The organism is Methylobacterium sp. Leaf123, from assembly GCF_001423405.1.
GTDB lineage: Bacteria > Pseudomonadota > Alphaproteobacteria > Rhizobiales > Beijerinckiaceae > Methylobacterium.
In genome coordinates this window covers 116,272-133,392 of record NZ_LMNS01000005.1, presented here as the reverse complement: position 1 = coordinate 133,392, position 17,121 = coordinate 116,272, and the positions used below count along the sequence as shown (strand labels likewise).

The window sequence follows — 17,121 nt, the reverse complement described above, 5'->3', positions numbered from 1 at the left end:
CCGTTACGGGTTGCGGAGCGCCGGCACCGTCTTGGGTGAGCCGAGGTCGTAGGTCTTGTTGCGCAGGGGATCGAGGCGGGTGCCCTCGGAGGCGTCGAAGGCCTTCGGGCGCGGGCCGCCCGCGCCGCCATCGGTGGCACCGTCGAGCGCGAAGGCCGAGTTCGAACCCGGCGCGTAGGCCGAGGCGCGGCCGGGAGTGGCGCCGGGCTGGCCGGAGGGCTGCCCGGCATTGGGCTCGGCGGTGTTCGGATCGACCTTGTCGACCGCGCCCGGATCCGCCGGCTGCGATTGCTGGCGGGAGCGCTCGACCTGCCGCCAGCGGGTGACGTTGCGCTGGTGACCCTCCAGCGTGTCGGCGAAGGCGTGGCCGCCGGTGCCGTCGGCGACGAAGAAGAGATCCTTGGTGCGCGACGGGTTGGCGACCGCTTCCAGAGCCGCGCGGCCCGGATTGGCGATCGGGCCGGGCGGCAGGCCCTCGATCACGTAGGTGTTGTACGGGGTCGCCCGCTCGATCTCCGAGCGCATGATGCCGCGCCCGAGGGTGCCGCGCCCGCCGACCAAGCCGTAGACGATGGTCGGATCGGATTGCAGCTTCATCCGCTTCTGCAACCGGTTGACGAACACGCCCGCCACCCGCGGGCGCTCGTCGGCGCGGCCGGTCTCCTTCTCGACGATGGAGGCCAGCGTCACCATCTCGGCCGGGGTCTTGACCGGCACTTCGGGGCTGCGGCGCTGCCAGATCTGGTTCAGCACCTCGCGCTGCTTGGAGCGCATCAGGTTGAGGATCTGCTGGCGGGTGGCGCCGCGCTCGAACTTGTAGGTGTCGGGGAGAAGCGAGCCCTCCGGCGGCGTCTCGGCGATCTCGCCCGAGAGGATGTCGTTCTCCCCGAGCCGGGCCACGATCTGCTCCGAGGTGAGCCCCTCGGGGAAGGTGATGGCGTGCTGGACCTGACGCCCGTTGGTCAGGGTCTCGATCGTGTCCTTCACGCTCGCATGGGCCTTGAACATGTACTCGCCATGCTTGAGCGGCCCCTTGCCGCCGAATCGGGCTGACATCTCGAACAGGGTCGGATGCTCGATCACGCCCTCACGGGCGAGGATGCTGGCGATTTCCGACGTGCCGCTACGGCTGGGAATCACCACGACCTTGTCGGCGGAGAGCGGCCCCGGCTCGGAGGCCTGGCGATTGAGCAGGGTGAGGCCGATCAGGGCGCCGAGCGCGAGGACGACGCCGAGGGTGAGGAACCCGCTGATGGTGGCGAGCAGGCCACCGCGGCGGCGCTCAGGCTTCTCGGGCGGGGGCGGGGCGACGGTGGGCTTGATGGCCTCGCTCGGGCTGCGCGGCGACGGCCGGTTCGGCAGCGACGGCTCCTCGGAAGCGGGCGGCGGAGACGGCGGATCTTGTCGTCTGCGAAACATCCGGAATCCTGCTGTGGCCCTGCGCGAAGGTCCGTCCAGGGCGTTCCGCGCCGGTCGCTCGACCCGAGGGGCAAGCGCACGACGCCGCGGCACGCTGGGCGGAGCCTCGAGTGTCTCTCACGAAACGCTCGCTCGTGGACCGGGCGTTTTGTGAGGCAGTGTAAGCAGTTTTGTGGCGAAATGGCGTTGTCTGCGGCAGAGCCGCCGCACTCGATGCGCCTTCAGGCCGAGCTTGCCCGGGCGGCCGTTACGCGACCCGGCGCATCAGCAGCGAGGCATTGGTGCCGCCGAAGCCGAACGAGTTCGAGAGAACCGTGTCGACGCGCTTGCGCTTGGCCTCGTGCGGGATGAGGTCGATCGCGGTCTCGACCGACGGATTGTCGAGGTTCAGCGTCGGGGGCATCACGCCGTCGCGGATGGCGAGCACGGAGAAGATCGCTTCCACCGCGCCGGCCGCGCCGAGCAGGTGGCCGATGGCCGACTTGGTGGACGACATCGACGCCTTGGAAGCGGCATCACCGAGCAGCCGCTCGACGGCCTTCAACTCCAGCTCGTCGCCCAGCGGCGTCGAGGTGCCGTGCGCGTTGATGTAGTCGATTTCGGACGGGTCGATTCCGGCGCGCTTCACCGCCGCCTTCATGCAGCGGTAGCCGCCATCGCCGTCCGGAGCCGGTGAGGTGATGTGATAGGCGTCGCCGGACAGGCCGTAGCCGATCACCTCGGCATAGATCTTGGCGCCGCGCGCCTTGGCGTGCTCGTACTCTTCCAGCACGACGATGCCCGCGCCTTCGCCCATGACGAAGCCGTCGCGGTCGCGGTCGTAGGGCCGGGAGGCCTTGGTCGGATCGTCGTTGAAGCCGGTCGAGAGCGCGCGGCAGGCGGCGAAGCCCGCCAGCGACAGCCGGTTGACCGGTGCCTCGGTGCCGCCGGCCACCATCACGTCGGCATCGCCCAGTGCGATCAGCCGCGAGGCGTCGCCGATGGCGTGCGCGCCGGTGGAGCAGGCGGTGACGACCGCGTGATTCGGGCCCTTCAGCCCGTGCTGGATCGAGACCTGCCCGGAGGCGAGGTTGATGATTCGGCCGGGAATGAAGAAGGGCGAGATGCGCCGCGGACCCTTCTCGTGGAGGGTCACGGAGGCGTCGTAGATGGTGCCGATGCCGCCGATGCCCGATCCGATCAGGACGCCGGTGGCTTCCTGATCCACATCGGATTTCGGGTGCCAATCGGCATCGTCGAGCGCTTGGCCGGCCGCGACCATGGCGTAGACGATGAAAGGATCGACCTTGCGCTGCTCCTTGGCCTCCATCCACTTATCGGGATTGAAGGTGCCGTTGGAGCCGTCGCCGAAGGGCAGCGTGCAGGCGATCCGGCACGCGAGGTCGTCGGTCTGGAACGCGGTGACCGCAGAGGCGCCGCTGTCACCGGCGATGAGGCGGCTCCAGGTATGCTCGACGCTGCCACCCAGCGGCGAAACCATCCCCAGCCCCGTAATCACCACCCGCCGCATGGCCCGATCCCAACCGATCCGCTTAAGTCCCTATGGGACACTTTTGCCCTGAAGGACCGTTCCGTCCCGCAGGGCGCTTGGTTCAAAACGTGACGGCGTGCGGAGCCTCATCGACCCCGCCCGCACAAGCCCACCGCCTTAGGCGGAGTTCTTTTCCAGGAACTTGATCGCGTCACCGACCGTCTGAATGGTCTCGGCCGCGTCGTCCGGGATCTCGACGTTGAACTCCTCCTCGAACGCCATCACCAGCTCGACGGTGTCGAGGCTGTCGGCGCCGAGATCGTCGATGAAGTTGGAGGCCTCCGTGACCTTCTCAGGCTCGACGCCCAGGTGCTCGACGACGATCTTCTTCACGCGCTCGGCGATATCGCTCATCGTTGTTGGTCCTCGTCTTCTCGATCGTGATGGTGTGTGCTTCTGACGAAAGCGCCGTGGCCGCCTCACCCACTTCGGGGCTTGTTCTGGACGGCCGGTGTTCGATCGCGCGTGGTTTGGAAAAAGCCGCAACCCGCTGAACCGTCAACTCCCCTGCACGGCTGAGCCGGGTGTTAACACAGGGTTTCCGCTCTGGCGAGTGGCGGTTCAGAAAGCGTTCATCGCCGTGGTTTTCCGGTTGGAACACCTCTTTGTGGACATTCTCAGTACATCGCCATGCCGCCATTGACGTGCAGCGTTTGGCCGGTCACGTAACCCGCTTCTTCCGAGGCGAGATAGACTGCGGCGGCCCCGATTTCGGCGCCCGTGCCGAGTCGACCGGCGGGCACGCGGGTGAGAATCGTCTCGCGCTGCTTCTCGTTGAGCGCGTCGGTCATCGCCGAACTGATAAAGCCGGGCGCGATGCAGTTCACCGTGATCCCGCGCGTCGCGACTTCGGCCGCCAGAGCTTTGGTCATGCCCACCAGCCCGGCCTTGGCCGCCGCATAGTTGCCCTGGCCCGGATTGCCGGTGGCGCCGACGACCGAGCCGATGCCGATGATGCGGCCGTGGCGGCGCTTCATCATGCCCCTGAGCGCGGCCCGCGACAGGCGGAAGGCAGCGGTCAGGTTGACGTTAAGCACCGCCTCCCACTCCTCGTCCTTCATCCGCATGAAGAGGTTGTCGCGGGTGATGCCGGCATTGTTGATCAGGATGTCGAGGCCGCCGAGCGCCGATTCGGCCGCCGGAAGCAGCGCTTCCACCGCCTCCGTGTCGGCGAGGTTGGCCTCGACCACCGCGACGCGCTCGCCGCCGAGTTCCGCCGCCAGCTCATCGAGCACCGCGCGGCGGGTGCCGGACAACGCGACATGCGCGCCCTGCGCGTGCAGCGCCCGGGCGATCGCCCCGCCGAGTCCGCCGGTCGCGCCGGTGACGAGGGCCTTGCGGCCGGTGAGGTCGAACATGGTGGCGGCTCTTCTGGTCGTCGTGGAAATTCGGAGTGCCTCACAAGACGCCCGGTCACCGATCGTCTGCCCCTCCGGGCACGACGGCGGCGGGCGTTTCGCCAGAGACGCTCAGGCGTAGGCGGCGACGTCGTCGGGCGTGCCGATCGCGCTCGCGGTCGCGCTCGGCGCAATCCGCTTGACGAGGCCGGTCAGCACCTTGCCGGCGCCGAGTTCGAAGAAGCGATCGACGCCCGCCTCGGCCATGGCGGCGACGCTCTCGCTCCAGCGCACGGTACCGGTGACCTGGGTGATCAGTGCATTGCGGATCGCGTCCGGCTCGGTGAGCGGGCCGGCGGTGACGTTGGCAAAGACCGGTACGGCGGGGGCGTGCATCGGCACCTCGGCCAGCGCCCGGCGCATGGCTTCGGCGGCCGGCGCCATCAGCGCGCAATGGAACGGAGCGGAGACATTGAGGAGCACAGCGCGGCGCACGCCGCGGCTCTGGGCCAGCGCCATCGCCCGCTCCACCGCCTCCCGGTGGCCGGAGAGCACGACCTGTCCCGCGCCGTTGTCGTTAGCGACATCGCAGACCAAGCCCTGTGCCGCCTCACCGGCGATGTCGCGGGCGGTGGCGAGATCGGGCCCGAGCAGAGCAGCCATGGCGCCGATGCCCGGGGCGACGGCCCGCTGCATCGCCTCGCCGCGAATCCGCAGCAGGCGGGCGGTGTCGGAAATCGAGAAGGTGCCGGCGGCGGCGAGCGCCGAATATTCACCCAGGGAATGGCCGGCGACGAAGGCGGCATCGCGCGCCAGATCGAGGCCGCGCTCGGCCTCCAGGGTGCGCAGCACGGCGAGGCTCGCCGCCATCAGGGCCGGCTGGGCGTTGGCCGTCAGCGTCAGCTCGTCGGACGGACCCTCGAACATCAGGCGCGAGAGGTTCTGGCCGAGCGCCGCATCGACCTCCTCGAACACCTGCCGGGCGGCGGGAAAGGCTTCGCTCAGCGCCTTGCCCATGCCGACGGCCTGGCTGCCCTGACCCGGAAAAATGAACGCTCGCGTCATGTCGTCCCGTCGCCTCGGCGCCGGAACGGATGCACCGGCGGATCGGTGTCCCGTCCGATGTCACGCGGTACCGGCACAGTCACGAGAGGGACTGGCAGCACCCGGATCGTCGGGAACGCCGTTTAAGGTGCGGCGCAGTCGCATCACGTGCGGCGGGTGTCAACAATGCGCTGCACAAGATCAGAGCGGCGGAAAAGCCAAGCTCGACCGCGGATTCAGGCCTTCGATCACGGTCGAGCTTGGCTTGGCCCCTCGAACATTATCGATGTCGCGATCAGAACCGGGTCCATTTCCGCGCATTGATCGAAAGGCCCTCGCTTGGATGGGCCCTGCGAGACACCTGCCATGTTCCGCACAATGTATCCCCAGGAGGCGGTCGGGCACGCCCATGCCCTGATCGGTGCCTACGAGACCGCCCATGCCGGGCTCTCTCGAATTTCGCACGAGTTCCGCCGCGACCTGTGTGTCGCGCTCGATCGGCTCGGTCCGGGCGCGGCGCCCTATCTGCGGGCCGTCCGCAGCGATCTTGAGGATCGCACCTCGGCGGCGCGGGCGACATGGCCGCTCTGGATCGACCGGCTCACCGACCCGATGATCGATCGCCGCCTGATCGCGTCCCGTGCGCTGCTCGACACCGTCGAGAGCGAGGCGGACGCGCGTGGGATGATTCTCTGAGGCCCACGTCCCGAATCGTCGGTCGCGAGATTCTTGGGGCAGGCGTTCCCGGCGCCGTCTGAGTGGAGCCGGGATCTAAGCGGCCACGCGCAGGCTCGGTCGGCGTGTGCGCTCGGCAAGATCGGCACGCGCCCGATCCAGCGCCTCGGCGACGCCGATCGCGGCGCGCTGGATCTCCGCATCGGAATGCTCGGCGGTGACGTGCATCCGTAGGCGGCTCGCCTCGGCTGACGCGGTGAGATCGACCAGCAGGCCGAGTTCGATCAGGCGCGGTGCGGCGAGGCGGGCGAGTTCCCCGGCGCCGATCGCGACGGAGACGGTGGTGCAGGGCTCGCCGCAGACGGTGAGCGCCCGCTCCCGCAAGGCCGTGCGCAGGTTGAGCACGTTGCGCATCAGCCGGGCGCGGCGCTCGCGCCCATCGGCCTCGTCGAGGATGGCGAAGGCCTTGAGGATCACCGCGATCTGAATCGGCGAGAGTGCCTGGGCTTCGGCCTCGGCGGTCCGCAGACAGGCGGTCACCGCGCGGGTGCGGGCGGCAACGAAGCCACCATTCGAGGCAAAGCACTTCGAGAAGCTGCCGGTGACCAAGTCGGCCTTGCCCAGCATGTCCTGAAGGCCGAGATGGCCGCGGCCATCCTCGCCGAGGCAGCCCAGATCCTGGGTGACGTCCACGAGAAGCGTCGCGCCGTACTGATCACAGAGCGTGCGCAGCTCGGCGAGGTCCGGCGTTCCGGAATCGAGGGGCGACAGGCTCTCGGTGACGACGAGGATGCCGTTCTCGGAGTCGCGCGCCCGGATCGCCCGGAGCCGTTCGTGGCAATGCTCGGCATCGAGATGGCGGAACGGGTGGAGATGTGCGGTCGCGGCCTCGGCGCTCTCCCGGAGGCCGCTCCGGATGGCAGCATCGATCACCACGTGGTCGGTCGAGCGCACGAGGCCGCGGATTACGGTGCGGGCCGCCGCACGGCCGGTCGCGCAGAGCAGGGCTTCCTCCATCTGGAGGAAGTCGGCGATCCGGCGTTCCAGCGCCACCGAGAGACCGGGATCGCCGGCCTCGGCCGCGGCGCAGACGCTGCGCACGCCGAAGCGGCGCAGTGTGTCGGCGGCGGTGGCCACGATCTCCGGATGGGTCGAGAGGCCGAGGCAATCCTGCGAATTGAAGTCGAGCCCACGGAGCGGGCGGTCGTCGAACGAGGCGGCCTTCGGCAGAAGGTGGACGCCGTCCGTGCGATCCCGGTCCGTCGCGTCGGTCTGTTCACGATGTCTCATGCCATCCCGTCCGATGCCGCGTCGATCTTGAGATCCGACTTTCGGCGGGGGCGGCTTGCCATCGCGTTAAACGGCAACGGTCCAGGGAAAATGCATCGGCGCGTATTTAACGAAATGCTTCTTTGGCCATTTCGAAATGATCGCCGATTTCCCGCTTCACTGCCGAGATGAAGGGGGCGCCGGACCGGCTAAACTTATCGAAACGTGAATCGAGCCTGCCGGAAATCTTTCGCAAACCATTTTGGCGCGGCCGGGATGGTCTGCTGTCCGCCGTTCCTGATGGGTTTTGCCGTCCCGAACGGTTCAGGGGCGCTCCCTTGTCCAGGCGGCGCCCCCGAGCGTCGTGCACAACTGCGTCCAGGGGCGGATCAGATCACCGGAATCCCCGTCATGCTCGCACCGATCCCGTAGCCGTCGCCGAACAGGGCTTCGTGCGCGAAGTAGTAGACGCCGAGGAACAGCATCAGGGCGCTGGCATAATAGACCGGCGCCAGAACTACGTCCCGGCGGGTGGCGGGGACCCGGGCGTCGTCGGCGGCGATGGCGACCAGCACCGCGATGATGCCCGAGTGCCCGATGGCGTCGATCTTGCCGAACTCGACGATGGCCGAGACGAAGACCGCCGTCAGGATGATCGCCGAGGCGCGGCGCACCAGGGGCGTCCAGATCAGGGCGAAGGCCAGCGTGAATTCGATGATGCCGGCGGCCTGCATGAAGAGTTCCGGCGAGGCGCCCATCGTCATGGCCGGTTTGGCGGCGATGAGCGGATCGGTCCAGTGCGGGTAGGCCCACTTCTCGACCGAGGCCCACATCAGGGTGATCGCGGCGGCGATGCGCACCACGTCGATCGGACGCTGGCCGAACAGGTCGCGGTCGAGGGCGGTCAGGGCGAGGAAGGCGGCGACTCCGAGGAAGACCGGATAGTCGGCGAGATGGAAGATGCCGTAATTCCAGACGGCGAAGCCGAACAGGAACACGATACCGGCGGCGGTAAACGGAAGGGTGCGCTTCCACAGTAGCCCGGCGGCCATGGCGAGCTGAAGCCACGGGATCCAGGCCGCGTCGGTCTTCAGTTCCGGCGTCAGGATGATGCCGCCGAGGTTCCAGAGCGAGACGAGGAAGAAGCCGAGCACCGCCCGCACGATCAGGCCGCTATTGACCCGCGCGAAGGCGGTGACGCGGTCCAGGGCGTTGAGGAGTGCGGTGCCGAGCGGCGTGCCTTCCATCAGGCAGCCGAACATCAGGCAGACGAGCGCCAATCCGGTGAGAAGCTCGAAGTCGGCGCAGAGAACCTGTTCGAGGCCGCGGGGCTGGCCGGCGACGTCGAACGCGCAAAACCATTTGACGTGGGCGCTGGCCGCTCCCGTCCCGAACATCAGGAAGCCTGCTGCGCCTGCAAGCATGAGGGGAGAGCGCACCCAGAAGCTGGACACGTGAGACATGGAGCCGCCGAAACGGGAGGGAAGTTCGTTGTGCTTGAAAAACTTAGCGCAACTCGATGGACCTTGCTAAGGCTTTGTTTACCCACTTGAACGGTTGGTTAACGGGGATTGTGTAACAAAAGTTATGCAACCTCAGCGCGTCCGGGGCGGTTCGGCCACGCGCCGTCTGCCGGGGTGATCGGCGAACCTGTGGAAAACGGGGGTAGCGGGGAGGCCCGGCAGCGCGGTGGGCGCGTTAACGCCCTGGAAAGCCGTGTTGATGACGGCTGGACCGGCGCCACGCGGGTCGCTCGATCGGGACAAGGAATGATTGCACTGCTCAGCCTCGTGAGCTTGACCTGCGGCGTCGCTCTCGCCGGACAGGCGCCGCGCTTTCCCGGCTGGACGGCCCGGCTGGAGATGGCCGGCGGGCTCTCGCTCGTGACCGGTCTCGCCACGGTCGGGGCCGGCCTGAAGGCCTATTGCGGCTGAGTCGCGCGTCCTGGGCCCGGCCCACAGGAGGACCGGATCACAGGATCACACGTCCGGGCTTAGTCGCGCCGCCGCAGAAGGCTCGCGAAGAACCCGTCGAGACCGCCCGCACGACCGGTGCTGCCCACGACGTGACTGGGCAAGGTGCGCAGGTCGCCCGCGGCGTCGATCAGTTCGGCATGGCCGGACAGCCGGTCGGGCGTGATCGCAATCCGCTCGAAATCCGGATTGCGAGCTAGGAACGCCGCCACCTGCGCGCTGCCTTCCTCCGGCTCCAGAGAGCAGGTGCAGTAGACCAAGCGCCCACCGGGGCGCGTGAGCCGCGCGGCCTTGTCGAGCAGGCGGCGCTGAAGGCCGGCCAAGCGGATGACATCCGCCTCGCTCTTCGTCCAGACGACATCGGGATGGCGGCGGATCGTACCGGTCGCCGAGCAGGGCGCATCGAGCAGCACCGCGTCGAAGGGCGCGTCCTCCGGCAAAGCGAGGGCATCGGCCGTGACCACCTCGGCGGACAGCCCGAGGCGTGCGAGGTTTCGCTCGAGGCGTTCCAGCCGCATGGCGGACCGGTCCACCGCCGTCACCGTGGCGCCGGCAGCGGCCATCTGTGCCGTCTTGCCACCGGGCGCTGCGCAGAGATCGACGACGCGCTCGCCCGAGACCGGGGCCAGCAGTCGCACCGGCAGGGCGGCGGCGGCGTCCTGCACCCACCACGCGCCCTCCGCATAGCCGGGAAGCTCGGCCACCGCCTGCCGCACTTCGGCGAGCCGCACCGATCCGAGATCGAGCTGGATGCCCCCGAGCCGCTCGGCCCAGATCTCCGGATCGCGCGGAACCGTGAGATCGACCGCAGCGCCGTCGAGATGCGCGACGGCGATCCGGCGCGCGGCCTCCTCGCCATAGGCAGCTTGCCAGCGTCGGGCGAGCCAGTCCGGGGTGTTGTGGGCGAGCGGATCGCTCTCCTGCGCCCGGATCTCATCACGCTCCCGCGCGATCCGGCGCAGGACGGCGTTGACGAGGGGCGCGAGGTGCTGGAGCTGCGGATCGGCTTTCGCAAGGCGTACCGAGAGATCGACCGCGGCGTGGTCGGCCACCGCCAGATCGAGGATCTGCGCGGCGCCCGTCACCAGCAAAGCGAGGAGGTGCGGCCGGTCTTCCGGCAAGCCGTCCCGCAGGCGGGCGGCGAGTGCCGCTTTGATGAAGCCGAGGCGGCGGAAGCTCGCCGTGGCGATCGCCCGAGCGAGTCCGGCTTCTCCCGCATCCAGCCCCGCGCCGCGGGCGGCCTGGGCGAGCGCGTCTTCGAGCGCCAAACCGCGTGCGGGCCCGAGCAAGGTCGCCACGGCTTCCCGCGCCGCATGGCGCGCCGCGAGTCCGGGGACCGACGGATCGAAGGGGGGCGGCGGGCGGCGGTCGGGGGTCGGTGCCACGCGGAAAAGGCCGTTCTGGGCTAAAAGGGATCGGCGGGGTCTCGCCCCGGAGCCGACGCAGTCACATCTGTCGGCGAGGTATGCAAGCGATGAAGGAGATCGGCATGACGCAGGCGGATGCCAAGGAGCCGGATGCGGCCTCACGCACCCTTTCCCCGGCGGCGCAGCGCGCGCTGGCGGAAGCGGCCGAGCGGCGGGCCGCGATCGACGCCCGCGCGGCCAAGATCGCCGAGCGGCCCGAAAGGCTCGGGCGCGGCGGCCTGGAGCCTGTCCGCTACGAGGATTGGGAAGTGAAGGGTCTCGCCAGCGACTTCTGACCGGACACGCCTCGAAAACGTCCGACGCCGGCCGTCGGGCGAATCAGCCGAACTGTTCGCGCAGGATGCGCTCTTCCAGGCTGTGGCCGGGGTCGTGCAGCAGCACGAGGTCGGTGGCGTGGTCGAGCCATGTCTCCACCGTGCAGACCCGGCGGAACTCGGTGTGGTCGGCCACCGCCGCGACGGGGCGGTGTTCGGCGTCGATCACGTCGATGCGGATGCGCGCGTGGTTGGGCAGCAAGGCGCCGCGCCAGCGCCGGGGCCGGAAGGCCGAGATCGGCGTCAGCGCCAAGAGATGCGCGTTGAGCGGCAGGATCGGCCCGCCGACCGAGAGGTTGTAGGCGGTCGAACCGGCAGGCGTCGCCGCGAGGATGCCGTCGGCGATGAGTTCCGGCAGGCGCACATGGTCATCCACCGAGACCCGCAGCTTCGCGGTCTGGTGGGTCTGGCGCAGCATGTAGACCTCGTTGATCGCCCGCGCCGTGTGGCTGTTCCCCTCCGTGTCGGTGGCGATCATCGTCATCGGGTGGATCGTCGAACGCTTGGTCGCCTCCAGCCGTTCGAGCAGGCCTTCTTCCCGGAACTCGTTCATCAGGAAGCCGACCGTGCCGCGGTTCATGCCATAGATCGGCTTGGGCGCGTCCATGAAGCGGTGCAAGACCTGAAGCATCAGGCCGTCGCCGCCGAGCGCGACGACGACATCCGCCTCCTCGGGCGAGACATGGTCGTAGCGGCGCATCAGCAGGTCCGCTGCCTCCCGCGCATCGGCTGTGGGGCTCGCCACGAAGGCGATCCGTGAGAAGCGACGCGGCATCCGTGCTGTCAGCCCTGTTGACGGGAAGAGGCCGAGCCGGTCTCACTCGGGGTTCGAGCCGACCACCCGCGAACGGGCGCCGGCCTGCCGAGGGAGAGCCATAGCATGGAGCGACCGCTCCTCGTCTACACGACCTTTCCCGATGCCCCGACCGCGCTGGAGATCGGGGAGGCCCTCGTGCGCGCCCGCCTTGCGGCCTGCGTGAACGTGATTCCGGGAATGCAGTCGGTCTATGCCTGGAAAGGCGCGGTCGAGCGCGGCACGGAGGTCGTCGCGATCCTCAAGACGCGGGAAGGGCTGGCCGACGCGCTGGCGGCGGAACTGAAGCACCGCCACCCTTACGAAACCCCGATCATCCTGCATTTGCCGGTCTCAGGCGCCGATCCGGACACCGCCGCCTGGATCGAGGCGGAAACCGGCCTCGGCTGAGTGAGCCGACATGCGAAGGGCGCGGACCCCGTCACCGGCGCCGCGCCCTCGAAACGTCGCTCGGGCGCGTCAGGCGCCGAGGAGGGGTGAGAACGCGCGCTGCCGGTGAGCGATGCTCGCCTCGTAGCGCTCGGCCTGCAGCCTCGTCAGACCCGAAACCAGGGCCATCGACCCGCGATAGACGGTGTAGGTGCCGTCCTGGGTCGGTTTCACGCGAATGAGCTCGGACATGGGACCTCTCCCTGCCTGGGGTCAACTTCGAACGCGATACGATGGAGGCAGGTTAATCGGTTGTTCCTGTCTTGCAAGCCGGTTTGAGCTCTGCGTGGCGCACTATTTTTGTTGCGCCGCAAGAAGAGCCGACTTGTTTTGCAGTGCGGCTACGATCGCCGAAAATGAAATCGATTTCGTCTCGAATACAACGCAGGCTTCGCCGCGCGAAGGGCAGCGTCCAGGTTGCCCGGGGTGAGGGGAGGGGCGCGTCTTCGCGAGATTTCGGGTTGTGATGCAGCGAAATGCACGCAGCCAACGGAAATCAATCCCGGTGCACATGTTGCATCAACACTTTGCCGGTAACGTCCGATTCAAGAAGCCTTATGCCATGGGCCCCTATGCCGGATTCCCAGCCCCAGCTCGCCGATTTCCCCTTCGCGCTGACAACCGACGACGCTGCGGCGCAGGTCGAGGCGGCGCTTATCGCGCGGCGCGAGGAACGCACATCCACGAACTGGATTGCACTGATCCGGCTGTTCGACGGCACCGAGATCCCCTGCAATATCAAGGATATCTCCAAATCCGGCGCCAAACTCGGCGTGCCGGCGGCCTATGAATTGCCCGCCGCCTTCATGATCAGAATCATCGGCCGGGACTTCGTGCTGCGGGTCAATCTCGCGTGGCGGCGGGGCAATTACGCTGGCGTGCGCATCGAGCGCATCGCCAAGCTGCCGGTCGTCGAAGAGAAGAAGGCACCGGCCGCCGAGTCGGCCGCGAAGCCGGTCCCGAACCCGAATTACAGCTCCATCGGCTCGCGCCGCAGCCGCATCTCGCCCGAGTGAGACGATGGCGCCGCGCTTCTGCGGACGATGAGAGACGCGCCCCAGCGGTGATCGTCCGGCTCGTTTGTTCGGCAGCGCACTTGCAAGGCATCGCCGTGAACCGATAACCCACGGTGCCGGAGGCGTCCGAGCTTCGGCAACCTCTCGGGTGCGAGCCGCGGGGCCGCAGGAGCCGTTTCTGCCGCCGACCGGCACCTCGAATCCCGCGCGAAACCATCCTGCGCGAACCATGGGAGCCGCGCTTGGCCACCATCATCCCCGTTTCGCCCTTCGATTACGTCGTGTTCGGCGCAACCGGCGACCTGACGCAGCGCAAGCTCCTCCCGGCCCTCTACCAGCGCTACCGCGACGCCCAGATCCCGGAGACGAGCCGCATCATCGGCGCCTCGCGCAGCCATATGAGCGTGGAGGAGTTCCGGGAGCACGCCCGCGATGCCCTGAAGAGCTTCGTGCCGGCGGCCGAGATCGACGACGTGCGCCTCGCCGGCTTCCTCGATCACCTGTTCTACGTGGCGGTCGACGCCCTGGGCGACGAGGGCTGGGACGACCTCAAGAGCCTGCTCGACGAGCGGCCCGACCGGATCCGGCCCTATTATCTCGCCACCTCGCCCGATCTCTACGGTTCGATCTGCCGCAACCTCGACCGCTATGGGCTGATTGGCGAGAACAGCCGCGTCGTGCTCGAAAAGCCGATCGGCAAGGATCTGAAGTCGGCCCGCGCCATCAACGACGCCGTCGGCGCTGTGTTTCCCGAGAGCCAGATCTTCCGCATCGACCACTATCTCGGCAAGGAAACGGTGCAGAACCTGCTGGCCCTGCGGTTTGCCAACACGATCTTCGAGCGGCTCTGGAACGCCGACGTGATCGACCACGTGCAGATCACGGTGGGCGAGACGGTCGGCGTCGAGGGGCGCGGCGGCTACTACGACACCTCCGGCGCCCTGCGCGACATGGTGCAGAACCATATCCTCCAGCTTCTCTGCCTCACGGCGATGGAGAGCCCGATCTCGCTCGACGCCAACTCCGTGCGCGACGAGAAGCTGAAGGTGCTGCGCGCCCTCAAACCCATCACCGCCGCCGATGTGCAGAGCGTGACCGTGCGGGGGCAGTACGTGGCGGGCGCGGTCAGCGGCCGGCCGGTGGAGAGCTACCACACCGATCTCGGCAGCAATGCCGCCAGCCGCACCGAGACCTTCGTCGCCCTCAAGCTCGAAGTGCGCAGCGGGCGCTGGGCCGGGGTGCCGTTCTACGTTCGCACCGGCAAGCGCCTGCCCAAGAAGCTGTCCGAGATCGTGGTGCAGTTCCGCGCCTCGCCTTTCTCGATCTTTCCGACCGACGCCTTCGGGCGCGAGCCGAACCGCCTCGTCATCCGGCTCCAGCCGGAGGAGGGGATGAAGCTCGAAGTGATGACGAAGGATCCGGGCCCCGGCGGCATGCGCCTGCGCCCGACCAATCTCGACATCTCGTTCGAGGAGACGTTCAAGCAGCGCTATCCCGATGCCTACGAGCGGCTTCTGATGGACGTGGTGCGCGGCAACGCCACCCTGTTCATGCGCCGCGACGAGGTGGAGGTGGCCTGGGCCTGGGCCGACACCCTGCTCAAGGCCTGGGCCGACCGTCCGGACCCGCCGCGCCCCTACGCCGCCGGAAGCTGGGGGCCGACCGCCTCGATCGCCCTGATCGAGCGCGACGGCCGCACCTGGCATGAAGAAATCGGCTGACGCCTCAGGGGTACGAGTAAATCGGCTGACGCCAGATTGACGTCAGCCGATCGGCCGAAGTCGGTCACGCTTCCAGCGGCGGCTCGGTCGGCCGGTCGATGATGCGGCGGCCGAACAGGCTTGCCACCAGCTCGACGAGGGCTCGGGCGCTGCGCCCGCGCTCGTCGAGGAAGGGGTTCAGCTCCACCACGTCGAGGGAGCCGACCAGCCCGGAATCGCACAGCATCTCCATGATGAGATGCGCCTCGCGGAAGGTCGCCCCGCCCGGCACCGTCGTGCCGACGCCCGGCGCGATGGCGGGGTCGAGGAAGTCCACGTCGAAGCTGACATGCAGGTGGCCGTTCTCGGCCGCCACCCGGTCGAGGATGCGGCGCAGCGGCGCGACCACGCCGAACTCGTCGATGGTGCGCATATCGACGACGTTCACCTGCCGCTGCGTGACGATGGCCCGCTCGCCGGCATCGATCGAGCGCAGGCCGAACAGGTGGATGCGCCGCGGATCGAGCAGCGGGCGCTCGCCCCCGTCGAACAGGTCGTCGAAACCGGGCTCGCCGCACAGGGCGGCCAGCGGCATGCCGTGGACATTGCCGGAGGGCGAGGTCTCCACGGTGTTGAAGTCGGCATGGGCGTCGAGCCACAGCACGAAGACCGGCTGCCCGGTGCGGCCGCAATGGCGCAGCGCCCCGTCGATCGAGCCGAGCGACAGGCTGTGGTCGCCGCCCGCCACGAGCGGCAGGTGTCCGCCATCCAGGGCCGTTTCCACCGCCCGCGAAATCTCGATCATCCAAGCGCGGATCGCCGGGAAGTCGCGTTGGCCCGGCGCGCAGTCGGGGTTCAAGTCGCCCTGGTCGCGGATTGTGAAGCCCAGATCCCGAAGCACTCGCGCCAATCCGGCGGTGCGCAGGGCCGCCGGCCCCATCACGGCTCCGGGCTCGCTCGTGCCGATCTCGATCGGTGCACCGATGAGATCGATGGTGGACGGTGCGGGCATGGAGGTTTCCGTTTGAGCAGATCGGGTTGAAATCATCGCCGGATCGGGCGCGGCTGCGCGCCGCGCCCGGCCGACGCCCTCTTTGTCTTACGCGCCGCGAAAAGATGCCAAGGACGGGTCCATTCTCTCGCATCGGGTCCTGCGCCCTGTAGAGAAGGTGCCCCGCCGATCGCGGCCGTGACGCGTGTCTTGCTTCCCCGCGTCTTGCTTTGTGAGAATGCGTTCCGTCTCGGAGATCATCCCTTGGGCACACCCGATCCTGCTTATCCCCGTGACCTCTCTGGCTACGGCCGCACCCCGCCCCATCCCCGCTGGCCGAACGGCGCGCGCATCGCCGTGCAATTCGTCGTGAACTACGAGGAGGGGGGCGAGAACTGCATCCTCGACGGCGATGCTGCCTCAGAGGCCTACCTCACCGAAGTGGTCCCCACACTGCCCTGTCCGGGGCGGCGAAACCTGAGCGTCGAGTCGGTCTACGAATACGGCGCCCGCGCCGGCTTCTGGCGCCTGTGGCGGATCTTCTCGCAGCGCGGACTGCCCGTGACGGTGTTCGGCGTGACGCGGGCGCTGGAGCGCAACCCGGAGGCCGTCTCCGCCATGCGCGAGGCCGATTGGGAGATCGCGAGCCACGGCCTGCGCTGGATCGACTACGCCGTCTTCGAGCCCGAGGCGGAGGCCGCCCATATGGACGAGGCGATCCGTCTTCATACGCAGGTGACCGGGAGCCGGCCGCTCGGCTGGTACACCGGACGCTTCTCGGAGCACACGCTGCCGCTGGCAATGGAGCGCGGCTTCACCTATCTCGCCGATTCCTACGCCGACGAGCTGCCCTACTGGCTGACGGGACCGAAGGGGCCGCAACTCGTCGTGCCCTATACGCTCGACGCGAACGACATGCGGTTCGCGACCTCTCAGGGCTTCAACACCTCCGAGCAGTTCTTCGCCTACCTGCGCGACAGCTTCGATCTGCTCTACGCGGAGGGGGAGACGGCGCCGAAGATGATGTCGATCGGCCTGCATTGCCGGCTCGCCGGCCGACCGGGACGCGCGGCGGGATTGCTCCGCTTCCTCGACCACATCGCGGCCCACGACCGGGTCTGGGTGACCCGCCGCATCGACATCGCCCAACACTGGATCGCGATGCACCCGCCGGAGTGATCC

The 17,121-nt window shown here is 68.3% G+C and carries 17 protein-coding genes and 1 pseudogene; 7 read left to right on the top strand and 11 right to left on the bottom strand.

All coding sequences use genetic code 11. From position 1 onward, the window contains the following. Positions 1–3 precede the first annotated feature (3 nt). The 5 genes from mltG to fabD form a co-directional block, all read right to left on the bottom strand. The gene (gene mltG, locus ASF53_RS06865; protein WP_056195930.1) at positions 4–1,419 is read right to left on the bottom strand and encodes an endolytic transglycosylase MltG; all 1,416 of its coding nucleotides are present in this window, start codon (positions 1,417–1,419) and stop codon (positions 4–6) included. Positions 1,420–1,666: 247 nt separating this feature from the next. Continuing rightward, positions 1,667–2,929, bottom strand: coding sequence for a beta-ketoacyl-ACP synthase II (gene fabF, locus ASF53_RS06860; RefSeq protein ID WP_056195927.1), 1,263 nt, complete (start codon positions 2,927–2,929; stop codon positions 1,667–1,669). Between the two features lie 138 nt (positions 2,930–3,067). Further along, on the bottom strand, positions 3,068–3,304 hold the full coding sequence (locus ASF53_RS06855) for an acyl carrier protein (protein WP_003599981.1): 237 nt from the start codon (positions 3,302–3,304) through the stop codon (positions 3,068–3,070). Between the two features lie 263 nt (positions 3,305–3,567). Further along, entirely contained in the window at positions 3,568–4,308 is a 741-nt protein-coding gene (gene fabG, locus ASF53_RS06850) for a 3-oxoacyl-[acyl-carrier-protein] reductase (RefSeq protein ID WP_056195924.1), read from the bottom strand. A gap of 111 nt (positions 4,309–4,419) precedes the next feature. Further along, entirely contained in the window at positions 4,420–5,352 is a 933-nt protein-coding gene (gene fabD / locus ASF53_RS06845) for an ACP S-malonyltransferase (protein ID WP_056195922.1), read from the bottom strand. A gap of 345 nt (positions 5,353–5,697) precedes the next feature. On the opposite strand from fabD, the gene ASF53_RS06840 reads away from it, so the two are divergent. Continuing rightward, the gene (locus ASF53_RS06840; protein ID WP_056195917.1) at positions 5,698–6,027 is read left to right on the top strand and encodes a hypothetical protein; all 330 of its coding nucleotides are present in this window, start codon (positions 5,698–5,700) and stop codon (positions 6,025–6,027) included. A 75-nt stretch (positions 6,028–6,102) separates the two neighbouring features. On the opposite strand, the gene ASF53_RS06835 is transcribed toward ASF53_RS06840, so the two are convergent. After that, on the bottom strand, positions 6,103–7,296 hold the full coding sequence (locus ASF53_RS06835; protein WP_056195914.1) for an aminotransferase class I/II-fold pyridoxal phosphate-dependent enzyme: 1,194 nt from the start codon (positions 7,294–7,296) through the stop codon (positions 6,103–6,105). Positions 7,297–7,664: 368 nt separating this feature from the next. Continuing rightward, complete coding sequence (locus ASF53_RS06830) at positions 7,665–8,738, bottom strand: hypothetical protein (protein ID WP_200943174.1); 1,074 nt, start codon at positions 8,736–8,738, stop codon at positions 7,665–7,667. Between the two features lie 306 nt (positions 8,739–9,044). On the opposite strand from ASF53_RS06830, the gene ASF53_RS26255 reads away from it, so the two are divergent. Beyond that, the gene (locus tag ASF53_RS26255; protein WP_200943173.1) at positions 9,045–9,209 is read left to right on the top strand and encodes a hypothetical protein; all 165 of its coding nucleotides are present in this window, start codon (positions 9,045–9,047) and stop codon (positions 9,207–9,209) included. A 59-nt stretch (positions 9,210–9,268) separates the two neighbouring features. Here ASF53_RS26255 and ASF53_RS06825 read toward each other — a convergent pair whose 3' ends face one another. Beyond that, complete coding sequence (locus ASF53_RS06825) at positions 9,269–10,633, bottom strand: RsmB/NOP family class I SAM-dependent RNA methyltransferase (protein WP_056195910.1); 1,365 nt, start codon at positions 10,631–10,633, stop codon at positions 9,269–9,271. 89 nt (positions 10,634–10,722) lie between these two features. Between ASF53_RS06825 and ASF53_RS06820 the strand changes: the two genes are divergently transcribed. Continuing rightward, a complete protein-coding gene (locus ASF53_RS06820) occupies positions 10,723–10,950 on the top strand; it encodes a DUF1674 domain-containing protein (RefSeq protein WP_056196026.1) in 228 nt (75 codons plus the stop codon). Positions 10,951–10,993: 43 nt separating this feature from the next. On the opposite strand, the gene ASF53_RS06815 is transcribed toward ASF53_RS06820, so the two are convergent. Continuing rightward, positions 10,994–11,764: an NAD kinase gene (locus ASF53_RS06815; protein WP_003604954.1), complete on the bottom strand. Its 771-nt coding sequence runs from the start codon at positions 11,762–11,764 to the stop codon at positions 10,994–10,996. A 105-nt stretch (positions 11,765–11,869) separates the two neighbouring features. Here ASF53_RS06815 and cutA point away from each other — a divergent pair, with 105 nt between their 5' ends. After that, on the top strand, positions 11,870–12,193 hold the full coding sequence (gene cutA, locus ASF53_RS06810) for a divalent-cation tolerance protein CutA (protein ID WP_056195906.1): 324 nt from the start codon (positions 11,870–11,872) through the stop codon (positions 12,191–12,193). Positions 12,194–12,262: 69 nt separating this feature from the next. Here cutA and ASF53_RS26250 read toward each other — a convergent pair whose 3' ends face one another. Beyond that, a complete protein-coding gene (locus ASF53_RS26250) occupies positions 12,263–12,424 on the bottom strand; it encodes a hypothetical protein (RefSeq protein ID WP_200943172.1) in 162 nt (53 codons plus the stop codon). Positions 12,425–12,708: 284 nt separating this feature from the next. Between ASF53_RS26250 and ASF53_RS06805 the strand changes: the two genes are divergently transcribed. Both ASF53_RS06805 and zwf read left to right on the top strand, forming a co-directional pair. Then, positions 12,709–13,248 (top strand): PilZ domain-containing protein, encoded by a 540-nt coding sequence (locus tag ASF53_RS06805; RefSeq protein WP_286134182.1) that lies wholly within the window; start codon positions 12,709–12,711, stop codon positions 13,246–13,248. Between the two features lie 242 nt (positions 13,249–13,490). Continuing rightward, positions 13,491–14,969 carry a glucose-6-phosphate dehydrogenase gene (gene zwf, locus ASF53_RS06800; protein WP_056195899.1) on the top strand — a complete coding sequence of 493 codons (1,479 nt, stop codon included), beginning with the start codon at positions 13,491–13,493 and terminating at the stop codon, positions 14,967–14,969. A 64-nt stretch (positions 14,970–15,033) separates the two neighbouring features. Here the strand turns inward: zwf and rocF are convergent, their stop codons facing one another. Then, complete coding sequence (gene rocF, locus ASF53_RS06795; protein ID WP_056195894.1) at positions 15,034–15,960, bottom strand: arginase; 927 nt, start codon at positions 15,958–15,960, stop codon at positions 15,034–15,036. A gap of 243 nt (positions 15,961–16,203) precedes the next feature. Here rocF and puuE point away from each other — a divergent pair. Beyond that, a pseudogene (puuE, locus tag ASF53_RS06790) lies at positions 16,204–17,115 on the top strand (allantoinase PuuE); the annotation flags it as partial. Positions 17,116–17,121: the final 6 nt, after the last annotated feature.